The organism is Pseudomonas sp. AL 58 (assembly GCF_036348395.1).
GTDB classification, from domain to species: Bacteria; Pseudomonadota; Gammaproteobacteria; order Pseudomonadales; family Pseudomonadaceae; genus Aquipseudomonas; species Aquipseudomonas defluvii.
The window spans coordinates 73,739-91,864 of the sequence record NZ_JAZBQR010000022.1; the positions used below are offsets into that span (position 1 = coordinate 73,739).

An 18,126-nucleotide genomic window follows, 5' to 3' on the forward strand; every position below is an offset into this window, starting at 1 on the left:
GGCTCAGTTGTGGCTTTTGTACGGGTATAAAATTGAATGATGATGTTTATGTATTGGTCGGTTTTGTGCAGCGCGCGCATAAGTTATTTATAATTATGTTTAGAAGTTTATTTTTAATTGGCTAGGTAGGGGTTAGAATTGCAATGAGTTTTGAATTGATAGCAGGGCCTGTGTTTTATTCTGATGCCATGAATCATTTTGGCGGGGAGGGTAACTGCTTGGGCATGAGTGGTCAGTGGGCGATGACGGTGATTGGGTCGGAGGCAAAAAATCTCGCTGAGCCTAATGTTATTGAGGCAAAAGGCCTTCAGACGCACTACCGTCACTCGCTTGCACATTCGAACGTTAGTGGGGCGGAGGTTTTTTTTCTGGAGAGAGAAGCAGAAAAAAGATCCTTAGGACATATTAAGCGCAAAACTGCCATTGGCTATGGTGCCGCAGTGGATCTAGTGAATTCTCTGCCAAAGAAATCAGGGAATGTTGTTATCGTGACATGCTGGGATTTCTCCAGTGAAGAACATATGAAAGTCAAGCAAGGTTGTCTAGGGCGTTTCCGCACGCCGGATAGCTGGGCTGGGCACGCTGTGGCGTTGTTTAAGTCAAAGAAAAGTGGCGCCATAGTGTTTTACGATCCAAATTTCGGTCGGTACTTATGGAAGCCCACGGCTGGCATGTCATTAAAATCAGATATAAAGCGTTATTTGATCGATACGTATGCTGACGTTGCAGGTACTCGTATGACCAGTGCGATAATGTTTTCAAGGGATGATCATGTGCTTGCAGATACTGTGCCCCTGGATTTTACAACTGTAAAGTATTGATTCATTATTTCAGGGGTTTGTGTCGTTGGTCGACTGCTGCTGAGCGTTGAAGGCGATACTTTCTTAATGGTGTCTTTCATGTACAGGCGCAAGCCCCGTCTCACCATAAGTCTGCAGTAATTTATGCCCGTGTCGGCGCTGAATATAAAGGGCCATAATGGCGTAAGTTAAGCGCGGAAATGTGTTGGGGTGCAGTGCTGTATTGCGCTATACAAACATCAATTATCAGCGAGTGTTCTGTTCTGAGTCAGGTTGACTCGAATTGAAATCGCCAAAGCTAATAAATAATAACCTTGCGTGGTTTCACGCTGCGCAAGGCGCTTGGTCGCACCATTGAAGCAGGTCCTCGTCAACTCGGCAGTTGCTGCTTGCTCCTGCCTTCGAAGGGGGCTCCCGTCTGGCCACAGGCCCTTATCGTTCACCATTGCGACCCGAAAGGCCAGCGCTACCACCAGGATAGCGTTTTTGTTTTTAGGGCCTTCCCACCTGTTTGCGTGGCTGAAGTGTTTCCTGTTAGCGTTCGCAACTGTAAACTATTCTCAATAGCGACAGTCAACAACGTCTACAGGGAGCGGGGAGCGTCATGAAATTGGGGTTTAGTGCAGGGAAATTCGGGGCCGGTGCGTTCTCGTCACAGTGGCTGGGGCTAGGGGCTGTGACGGCGTTGAGCTCGCTGCTGCCGATGGGCGTGGCGTACGCACAGAACGCAGCCGATAGCGGCTCCGGGACGTATGTGGAGTTGGCGCCTTCGGCAGTGGAGGCCAAGGCGGTGGAAGACACCGGTTACGTCGCCACTCAAGCGCAGGGCATCACCAAGAGCAACGTGCCGCTGATCGAAAACCCGCAGTCGGTTACGGTGGTCACGCGCAAGCAAATGAACGCACAGGATGCGCAAACCCTCAGCGAAGCCCTGCGTTACACCGCTGGGGTAAACGCCGAGCCGTTCGGCGCCGATAACCGCAACGACTACATCTACATCCGCGGTTTCGATCAGTCCAATGATGGCCTGTTTCTCGATGGCCTGAACCTGCTGAACCGCAACTACGGCATGTGGCGTGTCGACCCTTACAGCCTTGAAAGTGTTGAAGTGGTGCGTGGCCCCAGCTCGGTGCTGTTCGGCCAAAGCTCGCCGGGCGGTCTGGTCAACCAGGTCAGCAAGCGTCCGACCGCGGCGCCCATCCGTGAGATCCGGGCCGAGTACGGCAGTTACGACAAGAAAGTCGGTGCGTTCGATATTGGCGGCAAGCTGGATGACGAGGGCCGTTTCCTCGGGCGTCTGACTGCGCAGATAAAGGACGGCTCCACGCAGATCGATCATGTCGACGAAGAGAGCTGGTTCATCGCCCCGGCACTGACCTGGAACATCGATGACAACACCTCGCTGACAGTCCTGGCGCAGGTTCAGCACGAGCGCCTGGGCTCGGTGTTCCAGTACCTGCCGTACCAGGGCACGGTCAAAACCAACCCGTTGGGCCGCTATGACACCGACCTGTTCGCTGGCGAGCCGGACTTCGACCACTTCGATCGCGATCAGGAAAGCATCGGCTACACCTTCGATCATGTGTTCAACGATGTCTGGAGCTTCAAGCAGAATTTCCGCTACCGCCATTTGACCCTGGACTACAAGTCCATTTATGGCCTGGGTTATTACAACCCGGCACCAACGGCAGACCTGGCACCAGGCGACTTTGGCCAGGGTTACCGTGGTGCGTTGACCTCCAAGACCACCGTCACTGGCTGGGCATTGGATAACCAGGCCCATGCAAACTTCAACACCGGCCCTGTCGAGCACAACGTCACCCTGGGCGGTGACATGCAGTACACCACCTACGACATCTTCAACCAGGGCAGCCCGGGCGGTGACCCGAACCCCTTCGATCTCTATAACCCAACCTACGGCAACTGGACACCGAGCGACCTGGCGACGTCCAACGACGTGGTCAGCAAGGTGCGTCAGCTGGGTATCTACACCCAGGATCAGTTCAAGATCGACAAGTTTGCCTTTACCTTGGGTGGCCGGGTTGACTGGGCACGTGTGAACCAGGACAGCGACGGTGGTACCGGTGCCTACGCCAACGCGCGCAACGCGGCAGGTACCAACCAGCGTAACGACCGCAAGGCGACCTACCGCGCAGGTGTGGTGTATCTGGCTGACAATGGCCTGGCGCCTTACTACAGCTATTCCCAATCATTCGCCCCCAACGTGGGCCTGACCACCGACCTCATGAAACCGACCACGGGCGAGCAACATGAGCTGGGTATCAAGTACCAGCCCAAGGGCTCCAACAGCTCGGTGACGCTGTCGTTGTTCGACCTGCGCAAGAAGGACGTCCCGACCCCCGATCCAACCGACCCGAGCGGCCAGCGGCAGGTCCAGATTGGCGAGGTCCAGTCTCGCGGCGTCGAGCTGGAAGCGGTTGCCAGCATCACCGAATCGTTCAACGTGATTACCAGCCTGACCTACAACAAGGTCGAGATCACCAAGGACACCAACTATGAAGGCAACCGGCCGTACAACGTGCCGGAGAAAATGGCCTCGATCTGGGCGGATTACACCTTCAGGAATGGTGATATCAAAGGCCTGGGCTTTGGCGCTGGCGTGCGCTATGTCGGCTCCAGCTACGGTGACGACGCCAACAAACTGGATATTCCGGCCTATGCCCTGGTGGACGCCATGGTGCATTACGACCTGGAAAACTGGCGTGTGCAGTTGAACGCCAAGAACCTGCTCGACAATAACTATGCCACCTGCCAAGGCACGGAGTTCCGTTGCAACTACGGTTACCCGCGCATGCTCTCCACCTCTGTGTCCTACAACTGGTAAGCGTCTGTAGCCATCTTCGCCCCCTCCAGGATCGAGGGGGTGAACCCATCCGCCAAGCAAGGTGTTGTCATGATTTTCTCTCCTTTATCCGTCCCGCAGGTCGATGGCCGCCGACTGTCCATCGAGCAGCAGGGTGATCAATTGAATATCGACCTCGAAGGTCGCTTTGTGGGGTCGCTCGTCGTGGCTACGGGGGGCCAACGTGCCCGGTTGATGCTGCAGCCGTGCGAGGTCGAGCAGCTCAAGGACCTGACGCTGGCCGCCTTGCATGCGGCGTTCCTGGTGCACCCGGTACGTGAGCTTGCGCTGTTGGTTCCGGGGCAGGCTCAGGTCAGCCTTTTGTTGCGCGAAGGCCTGGCGGTTCATGCGCCCGACAGCGAAGTATTGATTTGCCCGCAGCACCTGTTCCGCCAGCATCCGCAACCCTGGCTGGCCTATCCACCGTCCAGCCAGTATCCGTTGCAGTACCGTCTGAGCAATGGCAAGCGCCATCCGCAACGTGCACCGCGTCAGCCTGGCACGGTGTATCGACGTTACGTGGCGGAATTCGCTGAGACGATTTCGTTGCGCACGCTCGATCCGCAGCAGGATCTGGAGGTGTTCAGCCGTTGGCAGAATGACCCGCGCGTAGCGGCGTTCTGGGAAATGACCGGCAGCCAGCAGGCGCATCGCGAGTACCTGGACGCTTTGCTGGCAGACCCCAAGGTGCACCCCTTGATCGCCTGCTTCAATGATGAGCCTTTTGCGTACTTCGAGGCCTATTGGGCCCGCGAAGACCGCATCGCGCCGTACTACGACGTGCAAGATTACGACCGTGGCGTGCATATGCTGGTCGGGGAGCAGCGCTACCGGGGCGCTCACCGGGTGAGTGCCTGGCTGTCGTCGTTGGCGCACTTCCTGTTTCTTGATGACGCCCGCACCCAGCGCGTGGTGGCCGAGCCGCGTGCCGACAACGCGAAGATGATCAACTATCTGCAGCGGGCTGGTTTCTATCGCGAGAAGGAATTCGATTTCCCGCACAAGCGCGCAGCCATGATGATCTTGCCGCGTGAAGTGTTCTTCGCCGATGCCCCGAACCACGGCGAACAGGCGCTGGTTGCTTGTTCTTAAATTAAAATCATTCTCATTCGTCACTTCCTCGACAAGCCCAAACAGGTTGTAGGCATGTGCCTACGAATCATTTCGATGATTCCGTTCGACAGGAAGGAACACTATGAGTTTTGACAGTGAAAACGCAGTCTTCGTCGTGGTCGTCAATGGTGAGCAGCAATACTCCATATGGCCCGAATACAAGGCGATTCCCGAAGGTTGGCAGGATGCCGGCAAGCGTGGCCTGCGGCAGGAGTGCCTGGCTCACATCGCCAGCGTCTGGACCGACATGCGGCCCTTGAGCCTGCAACAGCAATTGGCCCACTGACAGGCCGGCGAGTGCCGGGAATTGAAGGGCGGATGCGTTTGCTCCGCCCCATGTATCAATGCCTCCTTGTCTGACCGAAGTCGGTAGCGCGGGGGCACCAAGAGGGAGCGCGTGATGGAACTGCTGCAAATGGCCAAGCGTCTGGATGTCGCCGGAATCGGCGTCGGCCCGTTCAACCTGAGTCTGGCCGCGCTTATGGTCCCCCAGGCACAGCTCAACAGTTGCTTCTTCGAGCGCAGGCCGCGTTTCGACTGGCACGCCGGGATGATGTTGCCCGGCACCTACATGCAGACGTCCTACCTCAAGGACATGGTCACGCCGGTCGACCCGGCCAGCCGCTATGGCTTCCTGAACTACCTGGTCGACAAAGGCCGCTTCTATCGATTCATCAATGCGGAATACACGAATGTGCGCCGCGTCGAATACGCGGACTACATGCGCTGGGTGTCTGAGCAGTTGCCCAATGTCGCGTTTTCCAGCGACGTTCAGGAGGTAACGTTCGATGGCCATGATTTTGTCATCGGCTTCGCCAATCGTCCGTCCTTGAAAGCCCGGCATATCGTGGTCGCGACCGGTTTGCTGCCGCACATTCCCGAGTGGGGGCGCGTGCTGGGCGGTGAACATTGTCAGCACAGCCATGGCTACATGCATGCGCAGCATTCGCTGGCCGGTAAGCGGGTGACCGTGGTGGGGGGCGGGCAGAGTGGCGCGGAAATCTTCCTTGATGTGCTCTCCGGGCGTCGAGGGGTGGTGTCCGAGCTGAACTGGATCACGCGCCGGGCCAACCTTGAACCGCTGGATGAGACCCCGTTCACCAACGAATACTTTTCTCCGGACTACGTGCGTGAATTCTATGCGCTGCCGGAAGCCGACAAGCGCCGCTTGGTGGTTCAACAGAAACTGGCGGGCGACGGTGTATCGCCGGTGACCTTGCGCGAATTGTCCCAGGCGCTGTACGAGAACGAGTTCTTGAACACGCAAGCGGTGCCTGCACGCATTTTGCCGCAGCGTGAAGTGGTGGCCATGCAGCGCCACGGCGGCCATTTCCAGCTCACGAACCACAACGGTTTCAACGGTGCCCGCGAACGCCTCGATGCCGATGAGGTGATTCTCGCCACGGGCTATCAGCAGACCCTGCCCAAGTGCATCGCCGCCTTGATTCCGCGGCTGGTCCATGATCAGGAAGGTGGCCTGGTGCTCAATCAGGACTACTCCGCGCAGTGGGATGGCCCCGCGAGTAACCGGATTTACGTCCAGAACGCGGGCCGATACACCCATGGCATTGCAGACCCGCAACTCAGTCTGGCCGCGTGGCGATCGGCAGTGATCATCAACAGCATCGCGGAAAAGCCGCTGTATGCGACAACGCCCGTGCCACCACCGCTGACCTGGAGCCATGCGCGTGAAGAGGGCGGTCGACAGGCGCGGGCATGACCGCTGCTGGCAGTGGCCGTTGCAAAGGCTGTTTTTCGCAACCTGTTTAAACCAAGGGAGGACGAATGGGGGTGCTTGGCTTGATCTACCGGCAGTATCGCTGGCCGTTGCTAGGGGTGTTGCTGTTGAGTGCGGCCAGCGCGGTGCTGAATGTTGGCGTCATTGCCTTCATCAAGAACCGCCTGATGGACGCCGAGGGGGCTGTCGAAGGTGCGATGCTTGCGTTCGCGGGTTTGCTGGTATTGCTGTTCGCGTTGAGTTTCGGCGTGCAGGCCTTCATCGCCAGCCTTGGGCATCGATTTGTTCATGGTCTGCGCCGCAGGTTGGTCAAGCAAGTGCTGGATTCGGATGTGGATCGTCTCGAAAGCCTGGGCAGTGCGCGTCTGTTGGCCAGCCTGAGCGGCGACGTGCAGAAGATCACCATCGGGTTCATCAACCTGCCGGAGATCGTCTATGGCTCGATCCTCACCTTGGCCGCTTTTGGCTACCTGGCCTGGTTGTCGTTGCCCTTGTTTGGCGCGACCCTGGCCTGGCTGGCGTTGATGGTGGTCGTCAGCCAGCAGCTGATGCGCCGTACCCAGGCGCACATGCGCCAGTTGCGCGAGGCGGATGATGCACTGCACGCGCATTACCGCGCAGTTATCGAGGGGCGACAGGAGCTGGCACTGAACCGCACCCGGGCGCAGCACCTGTACGAGCAGGAGTACCTGGCCAGTGCCGGTGACTACTTTCATCACGTGGTGCGTGCCGATACCTTCCATTGGTCCAACAGCAACTGGGTCAACTGCATGATCCTGGCCAGCCTCGCGCTGGTGTTTGCCTTGGTCGGTGGCTACGGTTGGGCCGATTACACCGTGGCGTCTACCTTTGCCGTGGTGATCCTGTTCGTGCGTGCACCGCTGGTGTCGAGCATGGGCGCGATTCCCAATCTGCTGGGGGCCAATGTGGCGCTGGAGAAGCTGAATGCCTTGCAACTTCAGCCGTACCGGGAAGACTTCGACCTGCCCGCTGCCACGGCGTTCGAGGGTTGGCAGCGCTTGCAACTGGATGCTGTGACGTACCGCTACCGCTCCGAGGACGGTTCGGGTTTTGTTGTCGGCCCCCTGGACCTGACCCTGCAACGTGGCGAGCGGGTGTTCCTGGTCGGTGGCAATGGTAGCGGCAAGTCCACGTTGGCACGCTTGATCACAGGGCTTTACCAGCCCGATACCGGTTGCCTGCGGGTCGATGGTCGAGCCGTGGGCGAGCATGACCTTGCTGCCTACCAGCAGTTGTTCAGTACCGTGTTCAGCGATTTTCACCTGTTTCGCCAGCTCCTTGGCGTGGCGGGTGAGGATGCCCCGCGTGATGTTGTCCAGGCTTGGCTGGCACTGCTGCGCATGGCGCACAAAGTTCGTATCGAGCAGGCGCGCTTGCTTGATCTGGAACTGTCTCAAGGCCAGCGCAAACGCTTGGGCCTGCTGCTTGCGGTGCTTGAGGGGCGGGGTGTGTTGCTGCTTGACGAATGGGCCGCCGATCAGGACCCGGCGTATCGCCGTGCCTTCTATCAGCAGTTGCTGCCGCAGTTGAGCGAGCAGGGCGTAACCGTCATTGCGATTACCCATGACGATCATTACTTTCACCTCGCCGACCGGCTTCTGAAAATGGAGGGCGGGCAGCTCTACGCGTTACCGGTGCCTGCCCCAGGTGAAGCACAACGTGGGAGGGCATTGCCATGAGATTGATGCGAATGCTCTTTGGGCGCCACCCCGGGCTCGCGCTGTTCATTACGCTGCTGAGCATCGTGAATGCCGGCATCGGTGTTGGCGTGATCGCGTTCATCAACCAGCGTCTGGCTCAACCCGGTACGGCACTGGGGCCTGCATTGGCACAGTTCACGGTGCTCTTGCTTGCCGTCATGGTTTCGGGGGTGATTGCGCAGATCGGCATGACCACGCTGGGGCATCGCGGCGTGCTGGCGCTGCGTAATACCGTGCTCAAGCGAATGCTCGACACGCCCCTGGCGCGCCTCGGCGCTTTGGGGGCGCCGCGACTCCAGGCCAGCCTCAGTGTCGATGTACAAGCCTTGTCGGTAGCCTTCGTACGCCTGCCGGCGGTGGTTCACGGCGCACTACTGACCGTCGCCGCCAGTGCTTACCTGGCCTGGTTGTCCTGGCCCTTGTTTCTAGCGACGCTGGCCCTGATCGGGGCCGCACTGTTGGTGGCCTGGCGCTTGCTCGGGATCACCAACCGGGAAGTGGCCAGTGCCCGCGAGGCCGCCGATCAGTTGTACGGCAGTTACCTTGCCGTGCTGCAAGGGCGTAAGGAATTGCGCCTCAATCGGCACCGCGCGCGACGGGTCTATGAGGAGGAGTTTGAGCGCAGTGCCCAGGCGGACCGTTATCACCAGAGCCGCGCCGACCTGTTCTACAGTGCCTACAGCAACTGGATCAGCGTCATGCTGCTGGTGGCCATCGGCGTGAGCTTCTTTCTCGCCAGCCACTTTGGTTGGGCTGACCGTGCCGTCGCCACCACGTTCGCGATCAGCCTGTTGTACCTCAGTACACCGCTGGGGCTGCTGGTCGGGGCGATGCCTGGGCTGATTGCCGGCAATGTCGCGCTGGCCAAACTCGACAGCCTGGCGCTGGCACCCTATCAGGCGGGGTTTGCCTTGCCTGAGGCGCTGCCAGCGGACTGGCAGCACCTTGTGCTGGAAGACGTGTGCTACCGGTACGCCGAGCGTGACGGTGAAGGCGGGTTTGCGCTAGGGCCGTTGAACCTGACCCTGAAGCGCGGCGAAGTGGTGTTCCTGATCGGCGGCAACGGCAGCGGAAAGTCGAGCATGGCACGCCTGCTGTGTGGCTTGAGCGTCCCCGACAGCGGCCGAATTCTGATGGATGGTCAGCCTTTGGCAGTGGAGCAACTCCCTGCCTACCGGCAATTGTTCGCGGCGGTGTTCTCCGACTTCCATCTGTTTGCCCAGTTGCTTGATGGCAAGGGCGCTACGGCCGATTCGACGCTGGTGGCGCAATGGCTGGAGCGCCTGGCCCTCAGCGACAAGGTGACGCCCAGCAACGGGCGATTGCCGAGCACGGCCTATTCCCAGGGCCAGCGTAAACGTCTGGCACTGATGCTGGCCGCGCTGGAAGAGCGTCCTGTATTACTGCTGGATGAATGGGCCGCAGACCAGGACCCGGCATACCGTCAGTTGTTCTACCTCGGCGTGCTGGAGTACTTGCGCAGTACCGGTAAAACGGTGTTTGCCATCACCCATGACGAGCGCTATTTCCACCTCGCCGATCGCTTGCTGAAGATGGACGGCGGCCAACTTGTCGAGCTCCAGGGGCCTTCCCGGGCGCGCGCCTCTCTTGATGCCGTGGCAGCCCTCAGCGCAAGCGACTGAGGGCGCCCGGTGATTGCCTATCGATCAGTTGAAACGGAAGCCCGATGATCTATCTGAAACGCTTGGCCATCCTCCTGCTGGCGGCGTTACTGCTGCTGGCAGGTGCCATGGCGGTCTACGCCTGGCGCTCGTTGCCGCAAACCGAGGGCAGGGTGTCGGTGAGCGGATTGTCTGCCGCTGTCGATGTGCTGCGTGATGCCGATGGCATCGCACACCTGTTCGCGAAAACCCCGGCTGATGCCTATTACGCCCTTGGCTATGTGCATGCCCAGGACCGGATGTGGCAAATGGAGATGAACCGGCGCATGGCCACCGGCACCTTGGCCGAGGTATTCGGCGCCCAGGCGTTGCCCAGTGACCGGGTGTTCCGCACCCTGGGGTTGCAGGCCATCGCCGAACGCAACCTGGCCGCACTGGATGCCAATACCCGGGCCACCCTGGACGCCTACAGCCAAGGCGTCAACGCCTACCTGGCCGGGCACCCGGTATTGGCGCCAGAGTTCGTGATTGCCGGCTTTCGCCCAGGGCCCTGGCAGCCAAGCGACTCGCTGGCGTTTTTCCGGCTCATGGCCTGGCGCATGGCCGGCAATCTCTGGGATGAGTTGGCCACGGCAGAACTGAGCCAACAGTTCAGCCCGGCGCAGGTGGCCGAGCTGATGCCCGCCTATCCCGGCGATCAACGCCCCGCGCTGCCTGACCTCAAGCAACGCTATGCCGGCACTGGCAGCCCATGGGCAGGGCTGTTGGCCGCCTTGCCCGAGCGGCAGCCGGTGGGCATCGGCTCCAACAGCTGGGCGCTGGCCGGTAGCCGTACCGACAGTGGCAAGCCACTGTTGGCCAACGATCCGCACCTGATGCTCAGTGCGCCCACTTTATGGTACCTGGCGCAACTTCATGCGCCGGGGCTGGATGTTATCGGTGCGACATTGCCGGGCATGCCCGGGGTCATTCTGGGCCGTAATCAGCACGTCGCCTGGTCATTCACCAACACCCATTCGGATGTCGTCGATCTGTTTCTGGAAAAGCAGTTGCCCGGCGACAGCAGCCATTACCTGACGCCTGAGGGCAGTGCTGCGTTTGCCGTGCGTGAGGAGCGTATTCGGGTCAAGGATGGCGACGATGTTCTGCTGCGTGTACGCAGCACACGCCATGGCCCGGTGATTTCCGATGTGCTGGAGCGCGCTGGACACCTGGCGGGCGAGGGCAGGGTGATTGCACTGGAGTGGGTCGGGCTGCGTGATGACGACCTTTCCCTGCAATTCCCGTTGAAGGCCGCGCTGGCAGTCGATGGTTCGGGGTTGCTGGCCGCAACGCGGGACTTTCACTCGCCACAACAGAACATCGTTTATGCCGATACGGCCGGGAGCATCGGTTTTATTGCTGCCGGCCGGGTGCCGCAGCGTCAAGCCGATAACGACCTGATGGGCCGCGCGCCGTCACCCGGTTGGGAGGCCCGCTATGACTGGCAAGGGTTCATACCTTTTGACGACTTGCCGCAACAGCGCGCCCCGGCCAATGGCGAGCTGGTCACCGCAAACCAGAAAATCACGCCACTGGGCTACAACCGCTGGATTACCTCCAACTGGGTACTGCCGTATCGCGCTGAGCGTATTCATGAACTGCTGGCTGAAGGCGTCAACCATTCGCGCGACGGCATGCAGCGCATGCAAATGGACGCCAGCAATCCGGTAGCCCGCCAGTTGCTGCCGTTGATGCTGCAGGTCCCTGAGCGGGACTCCCGCACCCGCGAAGCCGTGCAGCGCCTGGCCAACTGGGATGGCGCGATGCTGCGTGAGCGCGCCGAGCCGCTGATCTATGCCGAGTGGTTGCGGCTGTTCACCGAGCGCCTGTATGGCGAACGCCTAGGGGACCTGTTTGAGCAGGTTGGCGCACACAACCCTGCCTTTATCGCTTCGGTGCTGTCGGATCGCGCGGGGGCGAGTCGCTGGTGTGGCGAAGCCCTGGGTGAGGCAGACGGCGTCACGGCCTGCCGACGTTTGCTGGGCGATTCCCTGGCTCAAGCGCTGGATAATTTGAGCCAGCAGTACGGCGATGCCATGAGCGGATGGCAGTGGGGCGATGCGCACAAGGCCGTGTCCCGTCATGCCGTGTTCGGCGATGTGCCGGTGTTGTCGCGGCTGTTCAACCTGAGTATTGCCAACGATGGTGGGCGGGATACGGTGAACTATGCCGGTTACTACTACGACCCGGTCAGTAGGCAGTACCTCGACGATGTCGGGCCAGGCCTGCGTGCGGTGTATGACCTCAATGATCCGCAAGCGTCCGGTTTCATCCTCAGTAGCGGTCAGTCTGGCAATCCCTTTTCAGCGCACTACAGCGACATGCTGGAGGGCTGGGCCAACGGTCGCCTTGTGCCGATGATCAGCGAGCGTAAACGGCTTGAGCAGCAGGCACATCACACCCTGGAACTGGCTCCTAGGCATTGATCTGGCTCTGCATTACTTGTTGTAAACTATTCTCATTGTCATTCGTCTTCTCTGCATAACGTTCCATACACGCATCAGGTTCTGTGGTGCGTTGTAGACGATTGGTGGAGAAGACCTCGTGGTAAAACTCTTCTGTTTCCCCTACGCCGGGGCCAGCGCCCAGTGCTATGCACGCTGGCGCCGCGGCTTGCCGGCCTGGCTCGATGTTCGACCGGTCGAGCTGCCGGGCCGTGGTGCTCGCTTCGGCGAGCCGTTGCACGAGCAACTGGCGCCTTTGGTCGCACAACTGGTCACCGAGTTGCGTGCCGATCTTCATGCGCCCTACGCCTTTTTCGGTCACAGCCTGGGCGCACTGATTGCCTTCGAGGTGGCCCATGCCTTGCGCCACGGCGGGTTGCCGCAACCTGAGCAACTGTTCCTCTCTGGTGCCAGCGCGCCCGGTCATCGGGACGATGAGCGTTACACGCGGCTGGATGCCGACGCTGACCTGATCGACGAGTTGCAGCGGCTTGGCGGCACGGCTGCAGCGGTCATTCACAGCCCTGAGCTGATGGCGATGGTGTTGCCGGTGCTGCGTGCCGATTTTCGCCTGTGTGCCAACTATGCCCCGGTACCCCGGCCACCCCTGACGTGTGCCGTGCACGTACTGGGCGGTGATGGCGACGCGATAGGCGCGGCCGCCCTGCAAGCCTGGCGCGGGGAAACCCTCGGCACCTTCAGTTGCACCTCATTCGTCGGTGATCACTTCTTTTTGCATGCGCGCGAAGCCCAGGTGCTCGACCACCTGCGCGCACACCTTGCGCGATTGCGCCGCAGCGAACGGGTGTGCGGATGAATCAGCAGGCCGCCGAAGCGGCGTTCAGGAGGATTACACAGATGCACGAACGCATGAGTTGCACCGATTGGGGCGTCGACGTCCAGGCATTGATTCCCGGCCAGAGCCTGCCGCTATTGATTACCCCGCAGCAGGAGCGGGCGCCCCTGATGGCCAACTTCGCCGCCCTCAGCGACCTGGCCGGTGCGCGCCTGGAGCAGGCCGGGGGGCTACTGTTCCGCGGTTTCGACGTCAACGGCATCGATGAATTCCAGGGCTTCGCGGCGGCGTTCGGCCATCCGCTGCTCAGCTACGAATTCGGCTCGACACCCCGCAGCAAGGTGTCGAGCGGCGTCTACACCTCGACCGAATACCCCAAGCACCAGCACATTCCTTTGCACAACGAGCAGGCCTACACCCGCGAATGGCCGATGCGCATCTGGTTCTACTGTGCCCAGGCCGCAACGGTTGGCGGCGCCACGCCGATTGCCGACAGCCGCGAAGTGTACCGGCGTATCGATGCGCGCCTGCGCGAACACCTTGTCCGCCGTGGCCTGCGCTATGTGCGCAACTTTGGCAACGGCCTGGATGTGGCCTGGGAAGATGTCTTCGGCAGTACCGACAAGGCCTATGTCGAAGCCTATTGCCGCAGCCACGGCGTGACCTGTGAGTGGAAGGAGGACGGTGAGCTGCGTACCAGCCAGGTATGCCAGGTAACGGCGGTGCACCCACGCACCGGCGACAACGTCTGGTTCAACCAGGCGCACCTGTTCCACGTCTCCAACTTGCCGGCTGAGGTGCGTGCGTCGCTGCTGGAGGTGGTCGAACCGCACGACCTGCCGCGCAACGTGTACTACGCCGACGGCTCGCCGATCGAGGACAGCCTGCTAGATGAAGTGCGCGGCGTACTCGCCGAACAGGAGATCAGCTTCCCCTGGCAAAACGGCGACATCCTCATGCTCGACAACATGCTGACCGCCCACGCCCGTCACCCGTTCGAAGGGCCGCGCAAAGTGGTGGTAGCCATGGCTCAAGGCCACCGCGCTGATTGAAACGGGTCGATGGCCTCTTGATGACTTCGCATTGTGCAGCCGCCCAACCGGGCGCTGCTTTTCTACTCTTTCTTAGCGAGTGATGTAATGAGCGTGCAAATTCCCGCGGACAGCACTTTCGTCGAACGCCTGCAATACCTCGCCGCGCGGCAACCTACCCGTACCGCGCTGCGCTGGCTGGTCGATGGCGACGAAACCAGCCAGACCTGCAGTTTCGCCCAGTTGGATGTACGCGCCCGTACCGTCGGCGCAGCCCTGCAGGGCAGTGCAGGGGCCGGTGAGCGGGCGGTCTTGCTGTTCCCCAGCGGCCTCGATTATGTCGGGGCGTTCTTCGGCTGCCTGTACGCCGGTTGTGTCGCTGTGCCGGCTTACCCACCCGAATCGCTCAAGCCACAGCACCTTGAGCGTTTGCTGGCGATCATCGGCGACGCCGAGCCACGCTTCATTCTCACCGACAGTGCCTTGCTGCCGGGCCTGCAAGCGTTGCAGCGCGAACTGCCGGCACTGGCTGGCATTGAACTGATGGCGGTCGATGTACTCGACCCGGCCCTGGCTTCGCTTTGGCAGCCGCCGTGCATTGATCCTGACGGCCTGGCCTTTTTGCAGTACACCTCCGGCTCTACCTCGACGCCCAAAGGCGTGATGGTCGGTCACGACAACCTGATTGCCAACGCGCGGGCGATTCGCAGCGGTTTCGGCATTCATGACCGCGATGTGATCGTCAGTTGGTTGCCGCTGTATCACGACATGGGCCTGATCGGCAGCCTGCTGCAAGGAATCTACAGCGGCATCGAAGTGGTGTTGATGTCGCCCCGGCACTTCCTTGAGCGCCCGTTGCGCTGGCTGCAAGCGGTGTCGCGCTTTGGCGGCAGCGTCAGCGGCGGGCCGGATTTCGCCTTTCGCCTGTGCGTCGAGCGGGTGCGCGACAGTGCCCTGGCCGGCCTTGACCTCAGCGGCTGGCGCCTGGCGTTCTCGGGCTCCGAGCCCGTGCGTCATGACACCCTGCAAGCGTTCTGCGAGAAATTCGAACCCTATGGGTTCGACCCACAAGCGCTGTTCCCGTGTTACGGTCTGGCCGAAGCGACGCTGTTCGTCAGTGCCGGTCAGCGAGGCCAGGGCTTGCGCGCCGAGCACTTCGTGCGCGATCAACTGGCGCAGGGGCAGGCCGTTGCCGCAGAGCAGGGCGATTGCCTGGTGGGGTGTGGCGGGCCGGTGGCCGAGCACGAGGTGCGCATCGCCGCGCCGGGCTCACTGCTCGCGCTGGCCGACGGGCAGGTTGGCGAAGTCTGCTTTGCCGGGCCGAGTGTTACCCACGGCTACTGGCGCAATCCCGAGGCCACGTCAGCAGCCTTCGTGAGCGACGGCCAGCAGACATTCCTGCGCACCGGCGACCTGGGCTTTGTGCACGATGGCACGCTGTTTATCAGCGGTCGAAGCAAAGACCTGATCATCATTCGCGGGCATAACCTGTACCCACAGGACATCGAAAAAAACCTCGAGGATCAAATCGACCTGCTGCGCAAAGGCCGTGTTGCGGCATTTGCGGTGCAGGTCGATGGCCGCGAGGGTATCGGCATTGCCGTGGAAGTCAGCCGTGCGGTTCAGAAGCAGGTCACGCCGTCCGCCTTGTTCAGCGCGATTCGCGAGTGCGTGGCGCTGGCCCATCAAGAACCGGCCAGTGTGATTCTGTTGTTGCAGCCGGGGACATTGCCGAAGACCACCAGTGGCAAAGTGCAGCGCTCGACCTGCCGCCACTTGTGGTTGGCCGGCAGCGATGACGTCTATGCGTCTTACCCGACCGATCAGGTGCGCGAGCCGGGCAACGCGCCAGCCGCCGCCTTGAGCCCACGGGAAGCGCATGTCGCCGCGCTGTGGCAGGACGTGCTGAAGGTCGAGCAGGTGTTACCCGAAGACAGCTTCTTTGCCCTGGGCGGCACCTCCATTCTTGCCATGCAGGGCCTGGCCCGCCTGCAGGATGAACTCGGCATCCAGTTGGCGCCGCGCCTGCTGTTTGAAGCGCCCACCCTGCGTGCGTTCGCTGCGGTGCTGGACACCGTGCTGGCCAGCGGTCGACCGGCCTTGGAGGTGATCAGCCGGTTGCCGCGCAGCGGCGCGCTGCCGTTGTCCCTCGGTCAACGCCGATTGTGGTTCCTTGCTCAGTTGGAACCGCACAGTAGCGCGTATCACATCGCCGCGACCTTGCACCTGCGTGGCGTATTGAACCGCCTCGCGCTACAGCAGGCCTTTGGCCAATTGTTCGCCCGTCATGAAAGCCTGCGCAGTGAGTTCCCGCAGCGCGATGGCCAACCCTGGTTGCGCCTGCTGCCTGTCGATGCCTTGCAGGTGACCTTCAACCATTGGCCTGCCGACAGCCTGGAGCAACTGCGCACACGTGCCGATCAGGCAATGCGTGAGCCGTTCGATCTGCAGTGCGGGCCATTGATCCGTGTGCAGGTGCTTCAGCGCGCCGACGATGAGGCGTTGCTGCTGGTCAACCTGCACCACATCATCGCTGACGGTAGCTCGATGCACGTGCTGATCGACGAGTTCGCCCGGCTCTACACGCATTTTTGCGAGCAGCCCTGCGACCGCACGGCGTTGACCTTGCCAGCGCTGCCGGTGGGCTACGTCGACTTTGCCGATTGGCAGCGCTTGCGCCTTGAGCGTGACGACGAACAGCAGCGGCAATTGAACTACTGGACGTCGCGCCTGGGCGGCGAACAGCCGGTCCTGGAATTGCCTGTCGATAGCGTTACCGGCGAGCAATCATCCCAGTTGGCATCCCGTTACAGCGTGGTCGTGCCGGCCACGCGGGTTGCACTGTTAAGGCGCCTGGCGCTGGGCGAAGGCGGCACCCTGTTCATGCTACTGCTGGCCGCGTTCCAGGCCTTGCTGCAACGCTTGAGTGGGCAGCGTGACATTCGTCTCGGCGTGCCAGTGGCCAATCGTCCGCGTCGGGAGCTGCAAGGCGTGGTCGGCTTCTTCGTCAACACACTGGTACTGCGTGCCGATGTCGATCCACAGCAAAGCTTTGCTGCGCTGTTGCGCCAGTCGCGCAGCGAGGTGCTGGATGCCCAGGCCCATCAGGATCTGCCGTTCGAGCAACTGGTGGACGCCTTGGCGCCTGAGCGCAGCCTGGGCCACACCCCGTTGTTCCAGGTGGCATTCAACCACCAGCAACAGGATCACAGTGCCTTGCACGCCTTGCCGGGCCTGCAATTGCTGGGCCTGCAACGGTTGCTCGGGGATGCCCCGTTTGACCTCAGCCTGGACAGTGAAGAACAGGCCGACGGCAGCCTTGTGTTGACCTTCAGCTACGCGCACAAGCGCTTCGATGAGCGCAGCGTTGTGCGTATCGCCGAGCGATTGCTGGCCCTGTTGGCGCAGTTGCCTGAGCGGGCGTCTCGACCGCTGGCCGAGCTGGCCCTGTTGAATGCCGACGAGCATCGCCAACTGCACACCTGGAGCCAGCCAGCGGGCGTTACGCCACACCTGCCGCTGGTGCATGAGGCCATCAGCCAGCAAGCCGCCTTGCGTCCCGACGCCGTGGCGCTGGTGTGCGGCGAGCGCTCGTTGACTTTCGCTGAGCTGGAGCAGCGAGCCAATCAGCTGGCCCATCGCTTGATCGATCTGGGCGTGGGCCGGGAAACCCTGGTTGGCGTCGCGCTGGACCGTTCGCTGGAACTGATTCTCGCCCCGTTGGCGATCCTCAAGGCCGGGGGCGCTTACGTGCCGCTGGACCCAGAGTACCCGGCCGAGCGCCTGGCCTACATGGTCAAGGATGCGGGCCTGCAGTGGGTGCTGAGCGATGCTGCGCTGGCACTGGCGTGGCCGGAAGGCGTCGAAGTCGTGGCCCTTGACCAGCTGGACCTGAGCTGCGCGCCAACACAGGCGCCGTTACTAACGGTCGCCCCGCAGCAACGCGCCTATATGAT

11 protein-coding genes are annotated in these 18,126 nt (G+C 61.2%); all 11 read left to right on the top strand.

Features of this window, described 5'->3' with window-relative positions; genetic code table 11:
* The first annotated feature begins 143 nt into the window (after positions 1–143).
* Positions 144–821: a hypothetical protein gene (locus UIA24_RS19505; RefSeq protein ID WP_330523605.1), complete on the top strand. Its 678-nt coding sequence runs from the start codon at positions 144–146 to the stop codon at positions 819–821.
* Positions 822–1,404: 583 nt separating this feature from the next.
* Positions 1,405–3,645, top strand: coding sequence for a TonB-dependent siderophore receptor (locus UIA24_RS19510; RefSeq protein ID WP_330523606.1), 2,241 nt, complete (start codon positions 1,405–1,407; stop codon positions 3,643–3,645).
* Positions 3,646–3,714: 69 nt separating this feature from the next.
* Positions 3,715–4,755 (top strand): GNAT family N-acetyltransferase, encoded by a 1,041-nt coding sequence (locus tag UIA24_RS19515; protein WP_330523607.1) that lies wholly within the window; start codon positions 3,715–3,717, stop codon positions 4,753–4,755.
* Between the two features lie 103 nt (positions 4,756–4,858).
* Complete coding sequence (locus UIA24_RS19520) at positions 4,859–5,062, top strand: MbtH family protein (protein WP_330523608.1); 204 nt, start codon at positions 4,859–4,861, stop codon at positions 5,060–5,062.
* A 114-nt stretch (positions 5,063–5,176) separates the two neighbouring features.
* Positions 5,177–6,496 (top strand): lysine N(6)-hydroxylase/L-ornithine N(5)-oxygenase family protein, encoded by a 1,320-nt coding sequence (locus UIA24_RS19525; RefSeq protein ID WP_083199817.1) that lies wholly within the window; start codon positions 5,177–5,179, stop codon positions 6,494–6,496.
* A 65-nt stretch (positions 6,497–6,561) separates the two neighbouring features.
* Positions 6,562–8,214, top strand: coding sequence for a multidrug ABC transporter permease/ATP-binding protein (locus UIA24_RS19530; protein WP_330523609.1), 1,653 nt, complete (start codon positions 6,562–6,564; stop codon positions 8,212–8,214).
* Positions 8,211–9,878, top strand: a complete 1,668-nt coding sequence (locus tag UIA24_RS19535) for a multidrug ABC transporter permease/ATP-binding protein (protein ID WP_330523610.1) — start codon at positions 8,211–8,213, stop codon at positions 9,876–9,878. Before UIA24_RS19530 ends, UIA24_RS19535 begins: the two co-directional genes overlap by 4 nt.
* 44 nt (positions 9,879–9,922) lie before the next feature.
* Positions 9,923–12,325 (top strand): penicillin acylase family protein, encoded by a 2,403-nt coding sequence (locus tag UIA24_RS19540; protein WP_330523611.1) that lies wholly within the window; start codon positions 9,923–9,925, stop codon positions 12,323–12,325.
* 118 nt (positions 12,326–12,443) lie between these two features.
* A complete protein-coding gene (locus UIA24_RS19545) occupies positions 12,444–13,160 on the top strand; it encodes a thioesterase II family protein (protein ID WP_099774857.1) in 717 nt (238 codons plus the stop codon).
* 53 nt (positions 13,161–13,213) lie between these two features.
* Entirely contained in the window at positions 13,214–14,191 is a 978-nt protein-coding gene (locus UIA24_RS19550; protein WP_330523616.1) for a TauD/TfdA family dioxygenase, read from the top strand.
* 87 nt (positions 14,192–14,278) lie between these two features.
* On the top strand, positions 14,279–18,126 hold a 3,848-nt coding region (locus UIA24_RS19555; protein ID WP_330523613.1), incomplete at its 3' end, for a condensation domain-containing protein.

What these genes read in the sequence shown, in the direction of transcription:
- UIA24_RS19505 (WP_330523605.1), top strand. Translation starts at nt 144, where the DNA reads ATGAGTTTTGAATTGATAGCAGGGCCTGTGTTTTATTCTGATGCCATG.
- UIA24_RS19510 (WP_330523606.1), top strand. Translation starts at nt 1,405, where the DNA reads ATGAAATTGGGGTTTAGTGCAGGGAAATTCGGGGCCGGTGCGTTCTCG.
- UIA24_RS19515 (WP_330523607.1), top strand. Translation starts at nt 3,715, where the DNA reads ATGATTTTCTCTCCTTTATCCGTCCCGCAGGTCGATGGCCGCCGACTG.
- UIA24_RS19520 (WP_330523608.1), top strand. Translation starts at nt 4,859, where the DNA reads ATGAGTTTTGACAGTGAAAACGCAGTCTTCGTCGTGGTCGTCAATGGT.
- UIA24_RS19525 (WP_083199817.1), top strand. Translation starts at nt 5,177, where the DNA reads ATGGAACTGCTGCAAATGGCCAAGCGTCTGGATGTCGCCGGAATCGGC.
- UIA24_RS19530 (WP_330523609.1), top strand. Translation starts at nt 6,562, where the DNA reads ATGGGGGTGCTTGGCTTGATCTACCGGCAGTATCGCTGGCCGTTGCTA.
- UIA24_RS19535 (WP_330523610.1), top strand. Translation starts at nt 8,211, where the DNA reads ATGAGATTGATGCGAATGCTCTTTGGGCGCCACCCCGGGCTCGCGCTG.
- UIA24_RS19540 (WP_330523611.1), top strand. Translation starts at nt 9,923, where the DNA reads ATGATCTATCTGAAACGCTTGGCCATCCTCCTGCTGGCGGCGTTACTG.
- UIA24_RS19550 (WP_330523616.1), top strand. Translation starts at nt 13,214, where the DNA reads ATGAGTTGCACCGATTGGGGCGTCGACGTCCAGGCATTGATTCCCGGC.